The organism is Dyadobacter endophyticus, from assembly GCF_014641595.1.
Classification (GTDB): domain Bacteria; phylum Bacteroidota; class Bacteroidia; order Cytophagales; family Spirosomataceae; genus Dyadobacter; species Dyadobacter endophyticus.
Genome location: NZ_BMIA01000001.1, coordinates 1,220,529 through 1,239,120 on the forward strand (window position 1 = coordinate 1,220,529; position 18,592 = coordinate 1,239,120).

Genomic DNA, 18,592 nt, shown 5'->3' on the forward strand with positions numbered 1-18,592 from the left:
ATTGATCAGTCAGACAAGATCGAACCGGTCCAGGTTCATCACTTTGTTCCATGCAGCCACAAAGTCCTTGACAAACTTCCCGCTGGAATCGGAGCTGCCGTATATTTCGGAAATCGCCCTGAGTTCCGCATGCGAACCGAAAACCAGGTCGGCGCGGGTGGCAGTCCATTTGGGCTGGCCGGTAGCACGGTCGGTTCCAAGATAGGTTTCCCTGTCGGGCCCCATGGCTTTCCAGGAGGTGCTCATATCCAGCAAGTTTACAAAGAAATCGTTCGTGAGTACACCCGGGCGTTGCGTGAACACGCCGTTTTTCGAACCATCAAAGTTGGTATTCAATACACGCAACCCGCCGAGTAGAACGGTCAACTCCGGTGCGCTGAGGGTAAGCAATTGCGCTTTGTCGATCAGCAGCTCTTCTGTCATTACCCTGGAATTCGTACCGCGGTAGCTGCGGAAACCATCGGCGAGCGGTTCCAGGTAGCCTACCGATTCTACGTCGGTCTGGTCCTGGGAGGCGTCAGTGCGGCCAGGCGTGAAAGGAACGCCAATAGCGTGTCCGGCATCCTGCGCGGCTTTTTCTACACCGGCTGCACCTGCCAATACGATCAGGTCAGCAAGTGAAATCTTTTTCCCTGTCGACTGCGTGCTATTGAACTCCTGCTGAATGCTTTTCAGCGTGCCCAGTACTTTTTGCAGTTGTGCGGGATTGTTTACCTCCCAGTCTTTCTGCGGCGCAAGGGCAATGCGGGCACCGTTGGCACCACCGCGTTTGTCGGAGCCGCGGAATGTCGAAGCCGAAGCCCAGGCAGTCGAAACCAGCTCGGAAACGCTTAAACCAGATGCAAGAATGTTGGATTTCAGGCCGGCGATATCGTTTTCGTTTACCAGCTCGTGATCCACAGCCGGAACCGGATCTTGCCAGATCAGGACTTCCGTGGGCACATCTGCGCCCAGGTAGCGGGCACGCGGCCCCATATCGCGGTGCGTAAGCTTGAACCAGGCGCGCGCAAATGCATCGGCGAATGCGTCAGGATTTTCAAGGAAATGTCTTGAAATCTTTTCATATGCAGGGTCGAGGCGCAATGAAAGGTCGGTTGTCAGCATCGTAGGACGGTGCTTTTTGGAGCTGTCGTACGCATCTGGAATGATCTCGCCTGCGTCTTTGGCTACCCATTGGTGCGCGCCGCCGGGGCTTTTGGTAAGCTCCCATTCGAATGCAAAGAGGTTTTCGAAGAAATTGTTGCTCCATTTAGTTGGTGTGGTGGTCCAGATCACTTCCAGGCCGCTTGTGATCGTGTCCGCACCCTTGCCTGATCCGAAGCTGTTGTTCCAACCCAGTCCCTGATGTTCGAGATCGGCACCTTCGGGCTCTGCACCTACATGGTCGGAAGGCGCTGCTCCGTGGGTTTTTCCAAAGCTGTGGCCGCCGGCGATCAATGCAACGGTTTCTTCGTCGTTCATCGCCATTCGGCCGAACGTTTCGCGAATGTCACGGGCAGCGGCGATCGGATCGGGGTTACCGTCCGGGCCTTCGGGGTTTACGTAAATAAGCCCCATATGTGCCGCACCAAGCGGTTCTTCGAGGTGACGTGAATGAATGTTGCCGTCCGCGTTTTCATCGGCAGGTAGCACCGCTTGCTCTGCAGGGCCGGGTTTGCCGTGCGCATAACGGCGGTCGTTGCCAAGCCAGGTATTCTCCGATCCCCAGTATACGTCCTCATCAGCCTCCCACACATCGGCACGTCCACCGGCGAAACCGAATGTCTTGAAGCCCATCGATTCCAGTGCAATATTCCCAGCCAGGATCAGGAGATCGGCCCAGGATATTTTGTTTCCATATTTCTGCTTGATTGGCCACAGCAAGCGACGGGCCTTGTCGAGGCTGACGTTGTCGGGCCAGCTGTTCAGCGGCGCAAAACGCTGCTGGCCTGAGCCGCCACCGCCACGACCGTCGAACACACGATAGGTTCCCGCACTATGCCATGCCATGCGGATAAACAATGGCCCGTAATGTCCGAAATCAGCCGGCCACCAATCCTGCGAATCGGTCATGAGCGCATGAAGGTCCGTTTTGACTGCTTCCAGATCGAGGCTTTTGAACGCTTCTGCGTAGTTGAATTGTTCGCCCAATGGATTGGATAAGGACGAATGCTGACGCAGGATGCTTAATTTCAATTGGTTTGGCCACCAGTCGCGGTTCCTGGTGCCGCCACCGCCTACGTTGTGATTCAGTGTCCCGTTGTGAAAAGGACATTTGCTAATGTCGTTTGATCCGTTTTCCATTACGATTAGTTCATGTGTTAAACCATATTGCCTGCTTCTGGTATTTGTGCAGCGGGATAAAGGTATAATACTGAAATTTATTGTCAAAATCGATTAATTCTATAATTCAATAGTGAAAATCTATTTCGCTGCACATTCAGCCTGTTATAGTGCAAGTTACCTGGCATTAACACAGAAATTATCTTGAGTTGTAGGAACGGGACGGGGCAATGCGGGGTCAGGAAGCTGTCAGATAGCCTGCCGTAGCAATGTCTGTCAGCAGGTCCGGGGCACATGGTTGCCAACCGAGCACTTCACGCGTTTTCGCGCTCGACGCGACACAGCTGATGGCCGCAAAATGTTCGAACCAGGTGAAATGTGCCGCGGCCGCTTCGCCGGTTTTACTTACCACGGGCAGTTTCAGGCCTGTTCCGATTGCCTGCGCAATATCCCTGAACGCAATGCCTTGCTCTGCCGCCGCATGCAGCACCTTCAGCGCCGGACGTTGCTCCACGACCAGCCGGTACAGCACGGCCGCGTCGAGCCGGTGTACTGCCGGCCATTGGTTGCCGCCGTGGCCAATGTAGGCTGATTCGCCCTTTTCTTTGGTAATGCCAATGATCATAGGCACAAATCCGTGGTCGCCCGCGCCATGCACACTGGGAGGGAGGCGCACAAGATACACGTCCACTCCTTTGGCCGCCACGGCACTCGCCGCCTCGTCGGTGGCCGCACGGGGGATTGCGTCCGACTTGACATTCAGGGCATCGTCTTCGGTGACTGGCCGGTCGTACCGCAAAAGACCCATTCCGGTGGTGATCACAATTGGTTTCCCCGAGCCCGCCAGGGCTTCGCCCAGCGTTTCAATCACTTTGCGGTCGGCTTCGCAGCTCGCCTTGAATTGGGAAAAATCGTGGTTGAAAGCAGTGTGAATGACGGCATCGCACTCTGCTGCACCTCGGCGCAGCATCTCAGGATCGTTTACATCACCTTGAAGCGGTATCGCACCGGCGGCTTTGATTTGTACGGCCGCATTGGTGGAGCGCACCAGGCCCAGTACTTCATGGCCGTTCTTGATCAGTTCATTCAGGATAGCGGAGCCTACAAATCCCGAGGCCCCCGTTAAAAATACGCGCATGTTGTTTCAATTTTGTTTGATGCAAAATTGAAACCCTGCCCATGGGCAAACAAGGTCATTTGTCCATAATTCCGGCCTCGCGTTGCTGCTTCGCGTGGCGTATGCGCGTGAGGGTTTTCAGGGAAATACCCAGGTAGGCGGCCACCATGCGCAGCGGCAGCCGTGCCAGGTAGTCGGGGTAGGTGTTTATAAAATCGGCGTAACGCTCCTCCGGCGTTCCGCTCAGGATTGTGAGGATGCGGTTGCGGTTGTGGTAAATGGTCCTGGCAATGAGGCTTTCAGAAAACTTTTTGAGTGCTGGAATATCTTTTAGCAACTTGTCAAAATCCGGTCTGGTCCAAAGCAAAACCACACTCCGTTCCACTGCTTCAATATTCACCAGCGCCGGCGTTTGCTTGTCGTAACTTTCCACGTCGAGCGTCCACGTGTGCTGAGGAGAAAATTGCAGGATATGCTCGCTGCCATCCGTCCGGAGATAGTATGACCTGAGCATTCCGCTTATAATGAATACTTTATGACGGCATATTTCCCCTGCGGTCAGAAGCGCCTCGTTTTTGGCTAATCGCCGTAAGGTAGCCACACTACCGATATGGCGGATAGTTTCAGCAGGCAGATCGGTTTGGGCAGCCAGATAGTTTTCGAATTCGGTATGCATTGTGCCATATATAATTGGATCCCGCAAAGATATCCCCGCAGGCCCAATTACGGATATGTCTTCAACTAAAACTCACACCATCGCAGATCGCCTGCGCGAAGGAGAGCGTCGGCTTGCCCCTTTATTTGTACAAGTAGTCTAATATCAGAACCTGCCTTCCCGGACCGGGCAATTGATTTTTAGCCGGGCGGAAGTTTTTTTTAAATAAATCAGGCCGCGGTTGTGGTTTTGCTACGGTTACCTTCTTACCTTAGGCGCCACAGAGGCCGGCATTTCCGGTAGTACTACCCCGACATAGTCAATTCAATGCGTAAAACAGCACTGATTACCGGGCCCACATCGGGCATCGGCCGCTTTACTGCCCTCGAACTTGCGCGCAGGGGGTACGATTTGATACTCGTAGCCCGCAATGAGGCAAAAGCCCGCCAGCTGCAACTGGAAATAGGGGATGCGGTGAGCACCGGCTTTATTCAATGCGACCTTTCCAGTATTGGCTCCGTCAAGCAGGCGGTGGAGGAAATCACCACCAATTACCACCGGATTGATCTGCTCGTCAACAATGCAGGGCTTATCGTGCAGCACCGGCAGACGACCGCCGATGGCATCGAGCTTACTTTCGCAACCAACCACCTGGGGCCGTTCATACTGACGACGGGCCTGGTCGATCTGCTCAAAGCGGCTGAGTCCGCGCGGATTGTAAACCTGGCGTCAGCAGCGCATTTCTTTGCATTCAGGTACCGGACGGCCAAACTGGCTAACCCGCAGCATTACCACGACCTGTTGATTTACAGCCGCTCTAAACTGGCCAATATCCTCTTTTCCAATGAGCTTTCGGAGCGACTGGCGCCATTTGGCATTACTTCCAATGCCGTACATCCGGGTACGGTATCGAGTAGTTTCGGCGGCAACGGCAATGGGGCCACATCGTGGTTTATGAAATACTTCAAACCCTTTTTTCGCACGCCCGAACAAGCAGCCGCAGACATTATCCACGTGGCTACCGCACCCGAGCTGAATGCTGTCACAGGTCGTTATTTTGCCAATTCCAAGCCGGCCAGGTCGTCGGCAAAAGCTAAAAACAGGGCGCTGGCGAGGGAGTTATGGGCGTTTTCCGAAGTGCTGGCGGAGGCTGTTTTGATTTAAAATCTATTAAATCCATAGACTTTAAATACTTTTTTACTTAAATGTTTGGAAATTGAATAGCCGCTGCATTAACTTTGCATGCAGTTTAATCAATCAATCGAGCTGAGAACCACCCGAAGCTGTGTCCAGTTGCTAACGACATCGCATATGCGTTCGATTCAAATTTCACATATCGCCCCTTTATCCGGCCGTCCCGCCGCCGTTCTGTCTGCTGCCAACTGGGCAGAGTGTTGTTGTTGCTAGTAAAGTCCTTGTACGCCGGATGTTTCCGGTAAGCTCCCTCTTTTTCTCTTTACCAACACGTCGCCCGTCACCGGTGCGACCAATACTTTCTATGCAACATGAAATTCACTGACAGTCATATCTATTACGAAATTCTCATTCTTTTTGCGGTTATCAGCATTGCGGAAGCAATTACAGGCCTTTATAAAAGCGAGAAATGGTCTAAAAATGAGTGGTATATCAACTTTGCCGGCCTTTTCCTGTCCAGTATCATCACGCGGCCACTCAGCTTCCTGCTTTCGGCCTACGTGCTCAATTATTTCTTTGCGGATTACTATAATGTCTTCGAAAACGTGCCGCTATGGGCTGCGGTGCTGATTACCGCATTGCTGGAAGACTTCACACAATACTGGTGGCATCGTGCCGCGCATACCTACACGTGGCTTTGGAAGGGCCACCGTGTGCATCATAGTGCGCCGGAGATGAGCGTGTTCCTTACGGGCCGCAATTCCTGGGTGTACCTGCTGCTATTCCCGCCGCGCATTGTTTCCACGGTACTGATCTTCCTCGGTTTCGGACAGGCGTTCCTGATCGGCTACTTTTTCAAGGCACTGATCGGCATTTCTGCGCATTCCAGCGTGCGCTGGGACAAGCCGCTCTACGCGATCAAATGGCTGCATCCGCTGATGTGGGTACTCGAACGCACCATTTCCACTCCTGCGACGCACCATGCACACCACGCCGCTACCGACGCCGACGGCATTGGCGTTATCAACGGCAACTATGGTAACATGTTCTTTATCTGGGACATGTTGTTCGGTACCGCGAAAATCACCCGCGAATTCTCGGAACACATTGGTCTCGAAGACTACCAGGAAGAACCCTGGTACGTGCAGCTTGGGTACCCGCTGTTTAAGTCCAGGGACGAGCGGAGCGAGCTTTCGAAGTGAATTTTAAATGGCTGAATGACCCGGTTATTCAGCCAAAATTGAACACCCCCATGGTAAAGACTCTACTCACCGCCTTGCTCCTAACGTCATTTCTCGCCCGTGCGCAGGTCGCAACTTTTGATGTTATCATGGCCGGGCATACGATCGGATCGGTGAAGGTGCTGGAACTGAACGGTACGGAACGCCTGCGGAAGCGGATCGAGGCGGAGTTCAGCGTTCCCTTCTATTCGGGGAGTTTCGTCTCCGAAAACCAGTTTTCCGATGGCACCCTGCACAGTTCGCTCACCGAGCAAACCGTAAATGGCAAGCGACGCGAACAGACGATCACGACACGGGTGGCCTCACAGCATTACCGGTTCGATTTATCTGAGAAAGCCGACCGAAACCGTAAATGGGAGGTTACAGCGCCCATCGCGCACACCATCACCGGGCTGTATTACCAGGAGCCGGCGCAAGTGCCGGCGGTCTATTCCGAGAAGTACGGAGCCATGTGCAAGATCCGGAAGCTAGGAAATGGCCAATACAGTGTGGAATTACCCAATGGCAAGGAGAGTGTTTACAGTTATGAGCACGGGAGTTGCGTGCGGGTAGTGACCGAGCTGGCAGGCGTGAAACTGAGTATTGTCAGAAAGCAACGACCACTTTGAGCGGCAAGCTGCCGTGGCTATAACTTCGTATAGATATCACCGTTCGAGTGTTGCAGAGGTTGTTATTCGTGTACAGAAAGACTGAATCTAACCGCGTGGTGGTATGGTACCGGATTTCCTTACACCCGGGTTGCGAAATTTACCCCGGAGCGGGTTAATTTTTTATTTTTGTATATTAAATCTATAATTATACTAGGTTATTATATTCCAATGAAAAAATTATCCATTGTGATTATCTTCTTGCTGGCATCTGTGCAGGTTGTGCAGGCGCAGCAACCTGCACCCAAAAATATTGTCAAACCCGATCCGCAGGCATTGGCGCAAATCAAAGCCGGAAAAGCTTATCTCGTGGATGTACGCACGCCGGAGGAATTTGACGGCGGACATTTGCAGTATTCCAAAAACATCAACTTCAACAGTCCGGACTTTAAGGCGGAGGTTGCCAAGCTAGACAAAAGCAAACCTGTTTACCTCTATTGCCGCTCGGGTAACCGCAGCGGAAAGGCTGCTGACACGCTCAAAGCATTGGGTTTTCACTCGTATTACAACATTGGCGGTTTCGAGCAGCTGAAAACCGACGGCTTTCCGGCTGAACAATTGCAAACCAGCGCATCCAGGAAATAACGCACACATCGTTTTGCTCGAAAGTATGATGAAACGGGCCCGGTGATTCTTTTTGCTTCGCCTGTGTGAAATTTCCCAGCTGTTATGACGCTCATGGGTGTACGATTTTGTGCACCCAAAGAGAAATAATAACTTTGGGGCACATCATCGACAAATCGGCCGGCCATTTATGTTTACAATTAAGAACCTGCTTTCAAAATTCAGAGGATCCAATGCGGATCAACAGGCTGATCCTGAATATTATTTATCTATTTGCTGCATTGTAAAAGACGAAAATGACTACCTGGCCGAATGGCTGGATTACCACCGGAAAATCGGTGCGGAACATTTTTATATTTATGATAACGGGAGCAGAAAACCTGTCAAAGAGGTAATTAATGCGCTGGGTTATGGTGAGTTGGTGACGGTTACGAACATTCCCGGGCAGAATATGCACGTGAAAGCCTATCAGCATTGTCTTGATACCTTCGGTTATAGATCGAGGTGGATTGGGTTCATCGACATGGATGAGTTCATCGTACCTAAAAACGAAAGTGCCAGCCTGTCGCAACTGCTTGAAAAATACGAGGATTACGGCGGATTAGGCGTTTCGTGGCTGATATTTGGCTCCAATAGCCATATTGATAAACCTGCCGGGAGTCAATTGGAGAATTTCACCAGGCGATCGGAAGCCTCGTTTCCGCCGAACAGGCATATTAAAAGTATTGTCCAGCCGCGGCATGTCCAATCCGCTTACAAATCGCATTGTTTTAAATTCAAGCGGGGGTTCTCCTGTGTGAACGAGCATTTTGAGCCCATCGAAGAGGCGCTGGCCGACGTAAGCGTAGACACGATCCAGCTCAATCATTACTACTGCCGGTCGTTGCAGGAATACCGTCAGAAAGTAGAACGAGGGATCAGTGACACAAAGCGTAAACGAAAGCTGGAAGAATTTCATAACCACGACAACGAATCGAATGTGGTAGAAGACACGACGATCTTAGAAGTTCTGGAAAAACTGAAAAAAGCTCAGAATAGCGGGTCGGGTGTAAACAAATAACCCCGGGAACGTTATCCCGGGGTCGTACTTATCCAATAACCGGAGTCCTATTCACTCGACGGTGTCCCGCTCGTTTGTGTTGCCTGGTTGCGGTAATTCCCGGTCACGCCTGTGTGGTTTTTTGTGTTTCGTTTAGACGATCCGCTTCCTTCTTTTATTTCCCTATCCGGTTCAGTGAGATTCTTGCGGCGTATCGCAATGGCTTCTTTGGAAAACAGCATCGAATTGGCGTCTTCACGATCGGAATACTTGCCCACGTCATTGGCATTCTCATGCGTGGCGCCTCCCGGGCGGTTACTACCGTCGTTTTCACTGCTTTTTTGGGCCACCTGGTCGGTAGGATTGGGTTTGTCCGACTTCCCGCCCTGGTCAGTACTTTTTTTCTCGCCTTCGGGCGTAGGTGTTTTTAAGCCCTGTCCTGCCGCTTTTGTCGATTTGGCTTTGTCGGTGGAGCTGGTCGTACTTTGTGCATACGACACCGTAGTTGCGCAGAACAATGCCATTAACGCGGTTATCATCACTTTTTTCATAATAAATTATGCGTTGATTGTTGATTTCGTATGGCTGATACAGCCAAAACTATGCCAGCAATCGGGGGAATCCGCGTGCCGGATCAGGGCGTTTTGTCGATAAATTTCACTTTCGATTTTGTATCGGTCCGCAGCACGCTTTGCTGGCGGAAACGGCGCAGGTAGCGTTGTGCAATGCTGTCGAGCGCGGCGCTTCTTTCTTTGGTTTTCTTGCCAAAAAAAGTGACCACCTTGGTCGGTTCCGTAATAGTCTGTTTAGTGTCGGTATCCTTCCAGCGTCCGTTGGCGTCCCATTCGGTGTAGCCTTCGGGGAAATAATTGCTGATGACGCTGTCGCTGAAATTTTTCCATTGCTGTTCGCTCACGGCCCCGCCTCCCGGAATATCCCTGCCGAAATAAAGGTCGCTTCGCTGGTAGCCGGCGCAGGAGGCAAGGCCCAGGCAACCGACCATCGCCCATTGTTGAAGTCGCTTCAAGTTTGTCATCGTTTAGGTTAATGCAGTGGTTTTCAGGAAGCAATTTAACTTACCCTCAGACTTACTACAAGTTACTACCGACAAAAGGGCCGTCGAAATAAAGCGACGGCCCGTAGCATTTCACTGATCGCGGTCGTTTTTAATTCTTAACTTTACAATTCTCCCATCAGTGCATCCGTTCGAGTTGTCATCTTAAATCAAATGGTTATGCAGAAAATAGTCCCGCATTTATGGTTTGATAAGGAAGCTGCGGAAGCGGCGGAGTTTTACGCATCGGTATTTCCGGAATCACGGGTTACCAGCATTACGCGGATGGAAGATACGCCGTCCGGCGATTGCGATATGGTCTTATTCGAGCTCTGGGGCCAGAAGTTCATGGCCATCAGCGCCGGCCCGATTTTCAAGCCCAATCCTTCCATTTCTTTCATGGTTAATTTCGATCCGCTGCTGTTTGGCGGCTCGCAGGAGTCGGCGCGCGCGAAAATTGACGAGGTCTGGAACAAGCTGATCAACGGCGGAAGCGCACTGATGCCGATCGACGAATATCCATTCAGCAAACGGTATGGCTGGGTGCAGGATAAATACGGTGTTTCGTGGCAGCTGATCCTCACCAATCCGGAAGGAGAACCCAGACCGCCCATTATCAACTCTTTGATGTTTGTCGGGGACCGGTGCGGCAAAGCGGAGGAGGCCATCAATTTCTATTGCTCTGTCTTCAAAAATGCCAAACTGGGTTCGTTACACCGCTATCCCGAAGGTATGACGCCGGATAAGCCCGGTACTGTCATGTTTGCGGATTTCAAACTGGAAGACTCCTGGTTTACGGCTATGGATAGCGCGCATGAGCACAAATTCAGTTTTGACGAGGGTGTGTCGATCGTCGTCAACTGCGAAGACCAGCAGGAGCTCGATTATTTCAGCCAAAAACTATCCGCAGTGCCGGAGGCGGAGCAATGCGGCTGGATCAAAGATAAGTTCGGGGTATCTTGGCAAATATCTCCGATCATCGTGGAAGAAATGATGGTTAACGGCACCCAGGAGCAGGTCAACAGGATCACCCAGGCATTATTGCCCATGAAGAGGCTGGAAATAGCGCCTCTGGTGAAGGCATTTGAAGGAAAATAAGGTATTTGATAGGCCGACGGCGCGTTTTTGTCACGCTGAGCAGACCGGGCCGCCCGCTCAGCGTGATAACCCAATTGCCGCTTAGCTTCCCGCAGGAACGATAAACTCGAACGATGGTCCGATCGTGTAACCGGGTTTGCCGGGGAAAGGCGTTGCACACAGTTTTTGGGCGGTTAGTTTGAGGTCATACATCACGCCCACCGTGTTGTCGAGGTTTTCAGGTTGACCGTTGAAGGTCGCATGAAGCCCTGAAAGCAGCGAATAATAGCTGGTATTGAACTCGTTCATCCGGTTCAACTCTTCACCGCCGGCCGGAAGCATGCTGGTTTTAGTGTTGGGAAACAATGGAAAGACATCTTCCGGGGTATACGGAATGTCGGGCCCCGAGAAGGAATAGCCGTTTGGTGCGGCATCGTTTTTCACTAATCTCTTGCCTTTATACAATTCTTCAAAACGGTAGTAATGCGCGAGCTCATCTTCCTGGTCGAGCGGGGAGGTGGAAGTTCCTTCGCCTTGCTCGATGATGATGTTGATCGCGTCGATCGCGTTTTGTTTGGTATAAATAGGAAAAAGCTCGTCGGCAGGGAAGAACGATGACGTGACTTGCTTACTTTTGTCGCCCGGCAGGTCATGGGGCGCCAGTTCATCTATTTTCTTTTGAATGGCCTGATAAAACTGGCCTATCGTGCTGAATGTGGGCAATGCTGCCAGGCTCACCGATTTGAATACCAAAGGATTCTCCGGCTCTTCAATCTCCATAAATACATTTTTGACGACATCCGTCGAGTATTTTTCCAGCCCGACGATCAGCCCGTTGCCAATGCCCATCGGCAATGGGCCGGGGTATTCCGGTACGAAATGGCTGTTATCGATCGCCGGCTTCCCGCCCAGGGCATTCAGGATGTTGGCCGCGATGGTCATATGCAGCATTTCTTCGATCACGATCGAATGGATGATCTGCCGCTGCACCAGATTGGTGCCGGGTTTCAGCGAAAACATCGCCGTCAGGTAGGGTGGGATCGTCGAATGTTCCAGTTCGACGGCTTTTTGAAGCAGCGGATAAAGCTCTTCCAGGGCATTGGCGGTCAATGCCTTTTCAATATATTTTGAATCTATTTGTAGCATGGTGAATTAATTTAAAACCGTAAATCACAGATTTTCAAACAAATCGTCGCTGGCCGAAAAACCCGGGAATGAGCCGTTTTTCGCCTTCACAGCCTCGCGGTACCTGGTTTGTCTGTCGGTCAGCGGCGTGCCGGGTGCAACCGGATTGACTGCCTTGGTCTCTCTCGCCTCGGCGCGCACTACGGGTTTCGGGGCGACCTGCGGATTATTAAGCCAGTTCAGAATGGTATTTCGCTTGGCAGTCGACAAATCGCGCGTGACAGGCATGTGCATGGTGTCGTTCATGCCGCGCGAGAATGCGAAAATCAAGATGTTCTTTTTCTCTGCCAGCGCCAGCGGGTCGGCCAGGTTCACCACATATTTGCTCATGATCGGATATAGGTTGCTGTACTGGATCATCATCTCCGAAATGTCGTCCCAAACCGGGTTCGCTATTTCCTCAAAATAGTCGCGCAGGTGCACCACCACTTGTTCCGGACCAAATGCCGGATCGGTATTTGCGGTCTGGTAGTCAATGGAGTAGATCTGCCCGTCGATGTAAACCCGCGGGCTGTAAATGGCATTGCCGGTCAGCCGAATTTGCGCTTTGCCTTGGGGGTTGCTCGAAACCTGGCCATTGAATGACAGTCCATCCACGGGGAAGTTGTTCCCGTAAAGTTCGGAGATGGGGTTTTGCGGGCCGACGGGCGTATCGGGGGTAGGGGGCTGGAGGGTAGCGGTGATGCCGGTGTTCGCAAGCGGTTTCCCCCATTGGTAGGTGTAAAAATCGACGTCGACCGATTGGCCGTAGTCCAGGCGCAGTATGAAATTGTCGGCCCTGGCCACCAGGCCGTCGATTGCCTCGCGCGCGATGATCGCATATTGTCCCGGCAGACTTGTCGACGGCGTGACAAGTATCAGCTGGTTGTTATCCAATGCGGATATGGTGGCGTCCGGCAGATCGTTAAATGAAACGATCCCGCCTGTCTGGTTCAGCCAGTTCGGGTCGGACTGGTAATCCAGCGCCCCGATTTCAGTAAAATCATTTGGACTGATATAAAAAGTCGGAGTCTGGCGGCTCGCCACACCAGTTTGCGGTACCTTGCTCACAGCCAGGCGCAAATCCTGCTTGTAGCTGATCGTCCCGATAGAATCGGCCACGGGGAAACTCGACCCAAAATCGACGCTCACGCGTTTGGAGTCAGGCTCAACCAGGAAATTGGAAGTACTGAAATAGGTACCGCGGGCGCTCGGGGTGTAATTGATGCCGTACAACCTGCGCGCTGGCGCAAAAGTGAGCGGTTCCCCTTCAAAATACGGGCCAATGGAGCCGATGATCCTGCCCAATGAAAAACGGCCGTCATTATGGTTGTAATAATAGCCGAACGGGTTCATATTAATGGCCAGTGTGTTGCTTTGCGTGGTCGCACGCAAGGTTTTCAGGAACGCAGACTGTTCGGCCACTTTGCCCCATTCCACGTTTGTAATGACCGACGTCCAGGTGGCGCCCAATGGTTGGCCATTGCTTTTCCCACCGTCAGTCTGCCGCATCTGAATGTCCCTGAACGAGGTGGTGTTGATGTCGCCTTTGAAAAGCAGGTTGCCTTTGGCATCACAGATTCGCAACTGCACGCACCATAATGCGGAATACATCTGAGCGTCGGGGTCCAAATCGACCATTTTGCCGGTGGGGCGACCTTCGGCACCCACTACGGCCTGACCGATGATAATGTCTTCGGATTGAGAAGTCTGCGTGCTGCCGTCCGGCAAGAATAATTGTCTAACCGAACAATTCTGGAAATCGAAAACCGCGCCTCCCTCGGGATTCCACCAGCCGTTGGTGGCACCCTGTCCCGGTTCTTGAAAGTTCGGTTGGAAAGTGGCGTTATTGTAGTGGGCCGTGTCGTTGTTGACCGTACTGACATCGGATAGGAAATCGCCCGTAAAGACGAGCCTTGGAGCATGAAGGTAAGACATGATGCTTTAAGTTATTGTGAGGATAATATTCTTTAAGCGGCTGTATTCCAAATGATAAAATGTTGCAGCCATGCTCCATTGTACTTCTTGTAAATCCAAAGCATTCTGCCGATTTCGGACGCTTTTTCGCCTGTTTTTTTATCGGTAGTAGCCTGGTGGTAAACCGCCCATTCATAAGCGAGGTCTTCCCGGATCTCGATATCCTCCGATTCGTAAGAGATCTCAATGTAAAATGCATCGAACCAGGATCGCAGAAAGTCCACACCGCCTGCCTTAGTGTTTATGACGGGCGAACCGGGGGCGATCACCGTAATATCATCGGCGAGGATAGCGGTCATCATATCCAGGTTGCCGGTGTTTTCCGCTTCCTGGACGATGAGCCGCAGTTTTTCAATTTGTTGTCGGTCGTTTGTTATGTTCATGGAGATAAAGGTTGTTTGAAGGACGAAGTAACCTCTGTTCTATTTTTTACTTACTAATTCGATGCATTTGTAGAATTAGTTATTTAACGGTCGTGCGCGCATCATCAGGTCCGCAAGTACGCTGTCCGTTTTGGCACGCCAGTCGTTCGAAAGCGGACATTTCTTATTATCATGAATTTGTGAAACAAAGGCTGGATGCCTCAGGTAGAGGGTTTCTCAAAAGCTGGCATGCCATTAGTGATGCGCGAAGCAAACATAAACGTGCAGGTCGGTCATGATCAAAAATTATTTAACCATCGCATTCAGAAGCTTTTTGAATGGCAAGGGCTATTCTTTCATTAATGTAACCGGCCTCGCCGTCGGGATGGCCTGCGCAATACTGATCTATCTGGTGATCAGGCACGAGACGAGCTACGACTTGTCGCAAGCAAATCTGGACCGAATTTACCGGGTCGAAACGGAGAATATTAAAGAGAATCACACATATCCGGGTACCTACACCGGCATGGCCAACGCGCTGCGAACCGACCTGCCCGAAGCAGAGACCATCGTACCGCTCATGCAGGTAGGCGGCCGTACCATGACGGCGGCAGGCAGTTCGGAAAAGAAGTTCAGAGAGTCGTTCGTATTTGCGGATAATGCCCTTTTTCGGACGCTGGATTACACCTGGGTTGCCGGCGATCCCGGCCAGGCATTGGCACAGCCGAATGCGATCGTACTCACGCGCGCTTACGCGACCAAATATTTCGGAAACGTGGATGTGCTCGGCAAGTCGATCCGGCTGGATAGTAAACACGACCTGACGGTAACTGGCGTCGTGGAAGATTATCCGGTCACAACCAGCTTCCCGTTCAATATGCTCGTTTCCTTTCCAACCGTCAAGCAAGTCGATACCGGTTTTGATGAAAATAGGTGGAACGGTTGGAATGACAATTTTCAGGTATTTGTATTACTGAAAAAGGGCATCGACGCGACGCAACTGACGGGCCGTTTCGAAGCCGTGGTACTGAAATACATGGGTAAAGAGGCGCTTTCCGACAAGCGGTTCAAACTGAACCATTTGTCGGAGGTACATTACGCTGGCAACCTTGGTGGAAGAACCGCTAATGTAGGACTGCTGAAAACCCTTGCCGCTATCGGGGCGCTGGTCCTGCTGATTGCCTGTTTCAATTTCATCAACCTTAGCACGGCCCGGGCATTCAAGCGGGCAAAGGAAGTGGGGATACGCAAGGCAGTGGGCAGCAGCCGGAAATCGCTGATATACCAGTTCATTACCGAGGCGGGGCTTATTACCGTTTTTGCGGGAGTTCTTGCCCTGATACTTAGTGTACTGGTGCTGCCCATTCTTTCCGCGGCACTTGCCATACCGCTAACGATCCAGGACCTGTTCGTACCTCAAACCGCGCTGTTTTCAGGCATTCTCGTACTATTGACCACCTTAATGGCTGGTGTTTACCCGGCCTTGCGGTTGTCGGGCATGGCGCCGATCTGGGCGTTGAAAAACAATGCCACTTCGAGCTCCGGCCAGGGGTTTTCTATGCGGGAAGGACTGGTGGTGGTGCAATTTACCGTTTCGCTCGTGCTGATAAGCTGCGCGATGCTGATCGACCGGCAACTGGATTTCTTCCGCAATGCCGACCTCGGCTTCAATAAATCGGCCATCATCACCGTGGGACTGCCGGATAACAGGCCCGACAAGCTGCAAACGCTCCGCAGCATGCTGTCCCAATCAGCGCAGATAAAGGATGTAAGTTTTTCGTTCAACAGCGCATCTGCGGAAAGCAATTGGATGCAGGGGATGGAATACCGGCAAGGGCCTAAAACAGTGCAGGTCAAAACGCAGATGAAAATGGGCGATTCGCACTACCTCGATACCTACGGCATCCAACTGCTGGCAGGGGAGGCGTTGAAAGACAGCGACACTACCAATTTCAAGATTATTGTCAATGAGGTATTTCTGGGCCGGATAGGCATTTCCAATCCCGCCGCCGCCATCGGACAGAGAGTCTATTACGGCGACGGGAATGAATTTGCAACAATCGCCGGCGTAGCCCGCAACTTCCACGTCAATTCGCTGCATCAGAAGATCGACCCGACCATCATTCAGGTCGTTCCCAATAACTTCTATCAGGCGGGTATCAAGCTGCAAAGCGAAAATGCGATCGCTGCTGGCATTCAGTCCGTGCTGGTCACCATTGAAAAGGCCTGGACAGAAGCGTTCCCCGACCAGGTATTTGAATACAGCTTCCTCGATGAGACCCTCGGAAAAGCCTATCAATCGGAAACCCGTACTGCCAGATTGATCGAAGTCGCGACCATCTTGGCGTTACTGATAGCCAGCATGGGACTTTTCGGCCTCGCTACATTCACCGCCGAGCAACGCACCAAGGAAATAGGTGTAAGAAAAGTACTTGGTGCGTCTGTCGGCAGCGTCGTGGTATTACTTTCGAGAGACTTCCTCAAACCCGTCGTTGTGGCGATCATCCTGGCTTCGCCCATTGCCTGGTATCTGATGAATCTTTGGTTGCAGAATTTCGAGTTTAAAATTTCGATATCCTGGTGGCTTTTCCTTGCATCAGGGCTGATGATGACGGCCATCGCCCTGATGACCGTGAGCTTCCAGAGCGTGCGTGCGGCGATGCTGGATCCGGTGCGGAGTTTGCGGAGTGAATGATCATTGGTCAATCCAGGCAGTGACCACAGCTATTCCAAATATGCGGCTACCCATTTTGCCTTGATATCGGCGCGGGCGTTGATGAACTCCAGGTCGGTACCTTGCGCGATGGCGTCGAGCGGGAACCGCAGCGGCCGCTGGCCAGCCGGCATTTCGATCAGTCTGAGTATGCCGTCGGCGATGGTTTGCGGGTTCATTTCAAAGGCAGCCATTTTTCCGAAAAGGCCCTGGCCAAGCGCATTGAACTGTTCCGAGGCCAGCGGATCGTATTGCTGAGCGATTTCAGGTTTATTCCCGTGAATGCCTGCTTTCGCGCCCGTATTCATTTCGGTCGGGTACACCCCGGGCTGGATCGACACATTGTCGATCCCGAATTGCTTCAACTCGTCCTGCAAACCCTCGGTAATGCTTTCCACGCCGAATTTCGAAGCCAGGTAAGGGACCATAAACGGCAGCGTATGGCCGCTGGCACCGGAGGTAATGTTGATAATCAGTCCGCTCCGGGCCTCGCGCATGGAAGGTAACACGGCCTGGTAGGTCCGCACGACACCATAGAAATTGATTTCGAACATTTCGCGGATTCGGTCGACACTGTACGATTCGAATACCCCGAAACCGCTCATTGCGGCGTTATTGACGAGCACGTCGATTTTGCCATGCCGGGCCAGAACTTGCCCGAACGCCGCGTTGACGGAAGCGTCGTCGGTCAGGTCTATTTCCACTACCTCTATATTGGGGATGGCACTCAGCTCTTCTGCCACAGCGCGGTTTTTGTCGCTGGTGTTCCGCATGCCCGCTATGACGGTAAGGCCTGCATTAGCCAATGTGATTGCGGTAAGTTTACCAAAACCGGTACTGGTTCCGGTAATAAAAACTGTCTTGTTCATCGTCGTAAATTTTAAAGTTGACGATGCAAAGTTGCAACCCCGGCAGGCCGGTTTCCATTGACATTTGATTGAAAAAATAACAAGCAAATGTCAATGGAAATAGTCAAAACGCCTATTTGCCCGTGTTGTTACGCCTGATCCGCGTGAGCGTCTCGGGGGTAATGCCGATGTAGGAGGCGATCATATGCTGCGGTATCCGGTTGGCGATTTGAGGATATTGATCCAGAAACTTCTGGTATTTCTCTTCGGCCGACAGGCTGATGCCCGCGTGAATGCGGTCCTGCGATACAATGAAGCTTTTATGCAAAATCGCATTGACCAGATCGTTCAGTTGCGGGATCGTGCGGCAAAGCAGGTCGAAATTTTCCTTGGTGATTAAAACCAAGTCAGTGTCTTCGATGGCCTCGATGTTGAACCTGGAAGGCTTCCCGGTCATCAGGCTCTCCCGGTCGCCCGACCAGTAGTTTTCCGGAGCAAAATTCAGGATATGTTCATTGCCTTTGTGATCAATAGAATAGGTTCTCAGAAAGCCGCCGCCGACAAAAGCATTGTATTTCCATACATCGCCCTCCTGCAACAGCAGTTGCCGCTTGCGGATTTTCTTTGGAATACACACCTGAGCAATCTGCGCTGTTTCTTCGGCAGAGAGCGTGATTTTGTCGGTGAGGTATCGGATGAATTTGTCAATGACCGGACTCGGGTTCATGTGCTGTTTTG

Annotated in this window: 17 protein-coding genes; 7 read left to right on the forward strand and 10 right to left on the reverse strand. The window is 51.9% G+C overall.

Going from position 1 to position 18,592, the window contains the following annotated elements:
* Positions 1-9: 9 nt before the first annotated feature.
* The 3 genes from katG to IEY24_RS05045 form a co-directional block, all read right to left on the reverse strand.
* Positions 10-2,283, reverse strand: coding sequence for a catalase/peroxidase HPI (katG, locus tag IEY24_RS05035; RefSeq protein ID WP_188929257.1), 2,274 nt, complete (start codon positions 2,281-2,283; stop codon positions 10-12).
* Positions 2,284-2,500: 217 nt separating this feature from the next.
* Positions 2,501-3,400: an SDR family oxidoreductase gene (locus IEY24_RS05040; RefSeq protein WP_188929260.1), complete on the reverse strand. Its 900-nt coding sequence runs from the start codon at positions 3,398-3,400 to the stop codon at positions 2,501-2,503.
* 55 nt (positions 3,401-3,455) lie between these two features.
* Positions 3,456-4,055 carry a Crp/Fnr family transcriptional regulator gene (locus tag IEY24_RS05045; protein ID WP_188929262.1) on the reverse strand — a complete coding sequence of 200 codons (600 nt, stop codon included), beginning with the start codon at positions 4,053-4,055 and terminating at the stop codon, positions 3,456-3,458.
* Between the two features lie 306 nt (positions 4,056-4,361).
* Here IEY24_RS05045 and IEY24_RS05050 point away from each other — a divergent pair, with 306 nt between their 5' ends.
* The 5 genes from IEY24_RS05050 (at position 4,362) to IEY24_RS05070 (ending at position 8,680) form a co-directional block, all read left to right on the forward strand.
* On the forward strand, positions 4,362-5,198 hold the full coding sequence (locus IEY24_RS05050) for an SDR family oxidoreductase (protein WP_188929264.1): 837 nt from the start codon (positions 4,362-4,364) through the stop codon (positions 5,196-5,198).
* Between the two features lie 341 nt (positions 5,199-5,539).
* Positions 5,540-6,370, forward strand: a complete 831-nt coding sequence (locus IEY24_RS05055) for a sterol desaturase family protein (RefSeq protein WP_188929265.1) — start codon at positions 5,540-5,542, stop codon at positions 6,368-6,370.
* Positions 6,371-6,420: 50 nt separating this feature from the next.
* Positions 6,421-7,017: a DUF6134 family protein gene (locus IEY24_RS05060; protein ID WP_188929267.1), complete on the forward strand. Its 597-nt coding sequence runs from the start codon at positions 6,421-6,423 to the stop codon at positions 7,015-7,017.
* Positions 7,018-7,227: 210 nt separating this feature from the next.
* The gene (locus tag IEY24_RS05065; RefSeq protein WP_188929269.1) at positions 7,228-7,641 is read left to right on the forward strand and encodes a rhodanese-like domain-containing protein; all 414 of its coding nucleotides are present in this window, start codon (positions 7,228-7,230) and stop codon (positions 7,639-7,641) included.
* Positions 7,642-7,810: 169 nt separating this feature from the next.
* Positions 7,811-8,680, forward strand: coding sequence for a glycosyltransferase family 92 protein (locus tag IEY24_RS05070; protein ID WP_188929271.1), 870 nt, complete (start codon positions 7,811-7,813; stop codon positions 8,678-8,680).
* 47 nt (positions 8,681-8,727) lie between these two features.
* Here IEY24_RS05070 and IEY24_RS05075 read toward each other — a convergent pair whose 3' ends face one another.
* A complete protein-coding gene (locus tag IEY24_RS05075) occupies positions 8,728-9,210 on the reverse strand; it encodes a hypothetical protein (protein WP_188929273.1) in 483 nt (160 codons plus the stop codon).
* 83 nt (positions 9,211-9,293) lie between these two features.
* Complete coding sequence (locus tag IEY24_RS05080) at positions 9,294-9,686, reverse strand: DUF3574 domain-containing protein (protein ID WP_229221405.1); 393 nt, start codon at positions 9,684-9,686, stop codon at positions 9,294-9,296.
* A gap of 207 nt (positions 9,687-9,893) precedes the next feature.
* On the opposite strand from IEY24_RS05080, the gene IEY24_RS05085 reads away from it, so the two are divergent.
* Positions 9,894-10,811 (forward strand): VOC family protein, encoded by a 918-nt coding sequence (locus IEY24_RS05085; RefSeq protein WP_229221407.1) that lies wholly within the window; start codon positions 9,894-9,896, stop codon positions 10,809-10,811.
* A gap of 81 nt (positions 10,812-10,892) precedes the next feature.
* Here the strand turns inward: IEY24_RS05085 and IEY24_RS05090 are convergent, their stop codons facing one another.
* From IEY24_RS05090 to IEY24_RS05100, 3 genes are read right to left on the reverse strand one after another with little or no spacing between them, the layout of a single operon-like run.
* The gene (locus tag IEY24_RS05090) at positions 10,893-11,936 is read right to left on the reverse strand and encodes a ferritin-like domain-containing protein (protein ID WP_188929279.1); all 1,044 of its coding nucleotides are present in this window, start codon (positions 11,934-11,936) and stop codon (positions 10,893-10,895) included.
* Positions 11,937-11,960: 24 nt separating this feature from the next.
* Positions 11,961-13,892, reverse strand: a complete 1,932-nt coding sequence (locus tag IEY24_RS05095) for a hypothetical protein (protein WP_188929281.1) — start codon at positions 13,890-13,892, stop codon at positions 11,961-11,963.
* 32 nt (positions 13,893-13,924) lie between these two features.
* The gene (locus IEY24_RS05100; protein ID WP_188929283.1) at positions 13,925-14,314 is read right to left on the reverse strand and encodes a YybH family protein; all 390 of its coding nucleotides are present in this window, start codon (positions 14,312-14,314) and stop codon (positions 13,925-13,927) included.
* A 274-nt stretch (positions 14,315-14,588) separates the two neighbouring features.
* On the opposite strand from IEY24_RS05100, the gene IEY24_RS05105 reads away from it, so the two are divergent.
* On the forward strand, positions 14,589-16,988 hold the full coding sequence (locus tag IEY24_RS05105; protein ID WP_188929285.1) for an ABC transporter permease: 2,400 nt from the start codon (positions 14,589-14,591) through the stop codon (positions 16,986-16,988).
* 29 nt (positions 16,989-17,017) lie between these two features.
* Here the strand turns inward: IEY24_RS05105 and IEY24_RS05110 are convergent, their stop codons facing one another.
* Together IEY24_RS05110 and IEY24_RS05115 are read right to left on the reverse strand one after the other, a co-directional pair.
* A complete protein-coding gene (locus IEY24_RS05110; RefSeq protein ID WP_188929287.1) occupies positions 17,018-17,875 on the reverse strand; it encodes an SDR family oxidoreductase in 858 nt (285 codons plus the stop codon).
* Positions 17,876-17,987: 112 nt separating this feature from the next.
* Positions 17,988-18,581 (reverse strand): Crp/Fnr family transcriptional regulator, encoded by a 594-nt coding sequence (locus tag IEY24_RS05115; protein WP_188929291.1) that lies wholly within the window; start codon positions 18,579-18,581, stop codon positions 17,988-17,990.
* Positions 18,582-18,592: the final 11 nt, after the last annotated feature.

Bases quoted from the DNA above. Each gene is read 5' to 3' on its own strand.
- IEY24_RS05115 (WP_188929291.1), bottom strand. From the start codon at position 18,581: ATGAACCCGAGTCCGGTCATTGACAAATTCATCCGATACCTCACCGAC.
- IEY24_RS05060 (WP_188929267.1), top strand. From the start codon at position 6,421: ATGGTAAAGACTCTACTCACCGCCTTGCTCCTAACGTCATTTCTCGCC.
- IEY24_RS05085 (WP_229221407.1), top strand. From the start codon at position 9,894: ATGCAGAAAATAGTCCCGCATTTATGGTTTGATAAGGAAGCTGCGGAA.
- IEY24_RS05105 (WP_188929285.1), top strand. From the start codon at position 14,589: ATGATCAAAAATTATTTAACCATCGCATTCAGAAGCTTTTTGAATGGC.
- IEY24_RS05050 (WP_188929264.1), top strand. From the start codon at position 4,362: ATGCGTAAAACAGCACTGATTACCGGGCCCACATCGGGCATCGGCCGC.
- IEY24_RS05075 (WP_188929273.1), bottom strand. From the start codon at position 9,210: ATGAAAAAAGTGATGATAACCGCGTTAATGGCATTGTTCTGCGCAACT.
- IEY24_RS05110 (WP_188929287.1), bottom strand. From the start codon at position 17,875: ATGAACAAGACAGTTTTTATTACCGGAACCAGTACCGGTTTTGGTAAA.
- IEY24_RS05095 (WP_188929281.1), bottom strand. From the start codon at position 13,892: ATGTCTTACCTTCATGCTCCAAGGCTCGTCTTTACGGGCGATTTCCTA.
- IEY24_RS05100 (WP_188929283.1), bottom strand. From the start codon at position 14,314: ATGAACATAACAAACGACCGACAACAAATTGAAAAACTGCGGCTCATC.
- IEY24_RS05090 (WP_188929279.1), bottom strand. From the start codon at position 11,936: ATGCTACAAATAGATTCAAAATATATTGAAAAGGCATTGACCGCCAAT.
- IEY24_RS05065 (WP_188929269.1), top strand. From the start codon at position 7,228: ATGAAAAAATTATCCATTGTGATTATCTTCTTGCTGGCATCTGTGCAG.
- katG (WP_188929257.1), bottom strand. From the start codon at position 2,283: ATGGAAAACGGATCAAACGACATTAGCAAATGTCCTTTTCACAACGGG.
- IEY24_RS05045 (WP_188929262.1), bottom strand. From the start codon at position 4,055: ATGCATACCGAATTCGAAAACTATCTGGCTGCCCAAACCGATCTGCCT.
- IEY24_RS05055 (WP_188929265.1), top strand. From the start codon at position 5,540: ATGAAATTCACTGACAGTCATATCTATTACGAAATTCTCATTCTTTTT.
- IEY24_RS05070 (WP_188929271.1), top strand. From the start codon at position 7,811: ATGTTTACAATTAAGAACCTGCTTTCAAAATTCAGAGGATCCAATGCG.
- IEY24_RS05040 (WP_188929260.1), bottom strand. From the start codon at position 3,400: ATGCGCGTATTTTTAACGGGGGCCTCGGGATTTGTAGGCTCCGCTATC.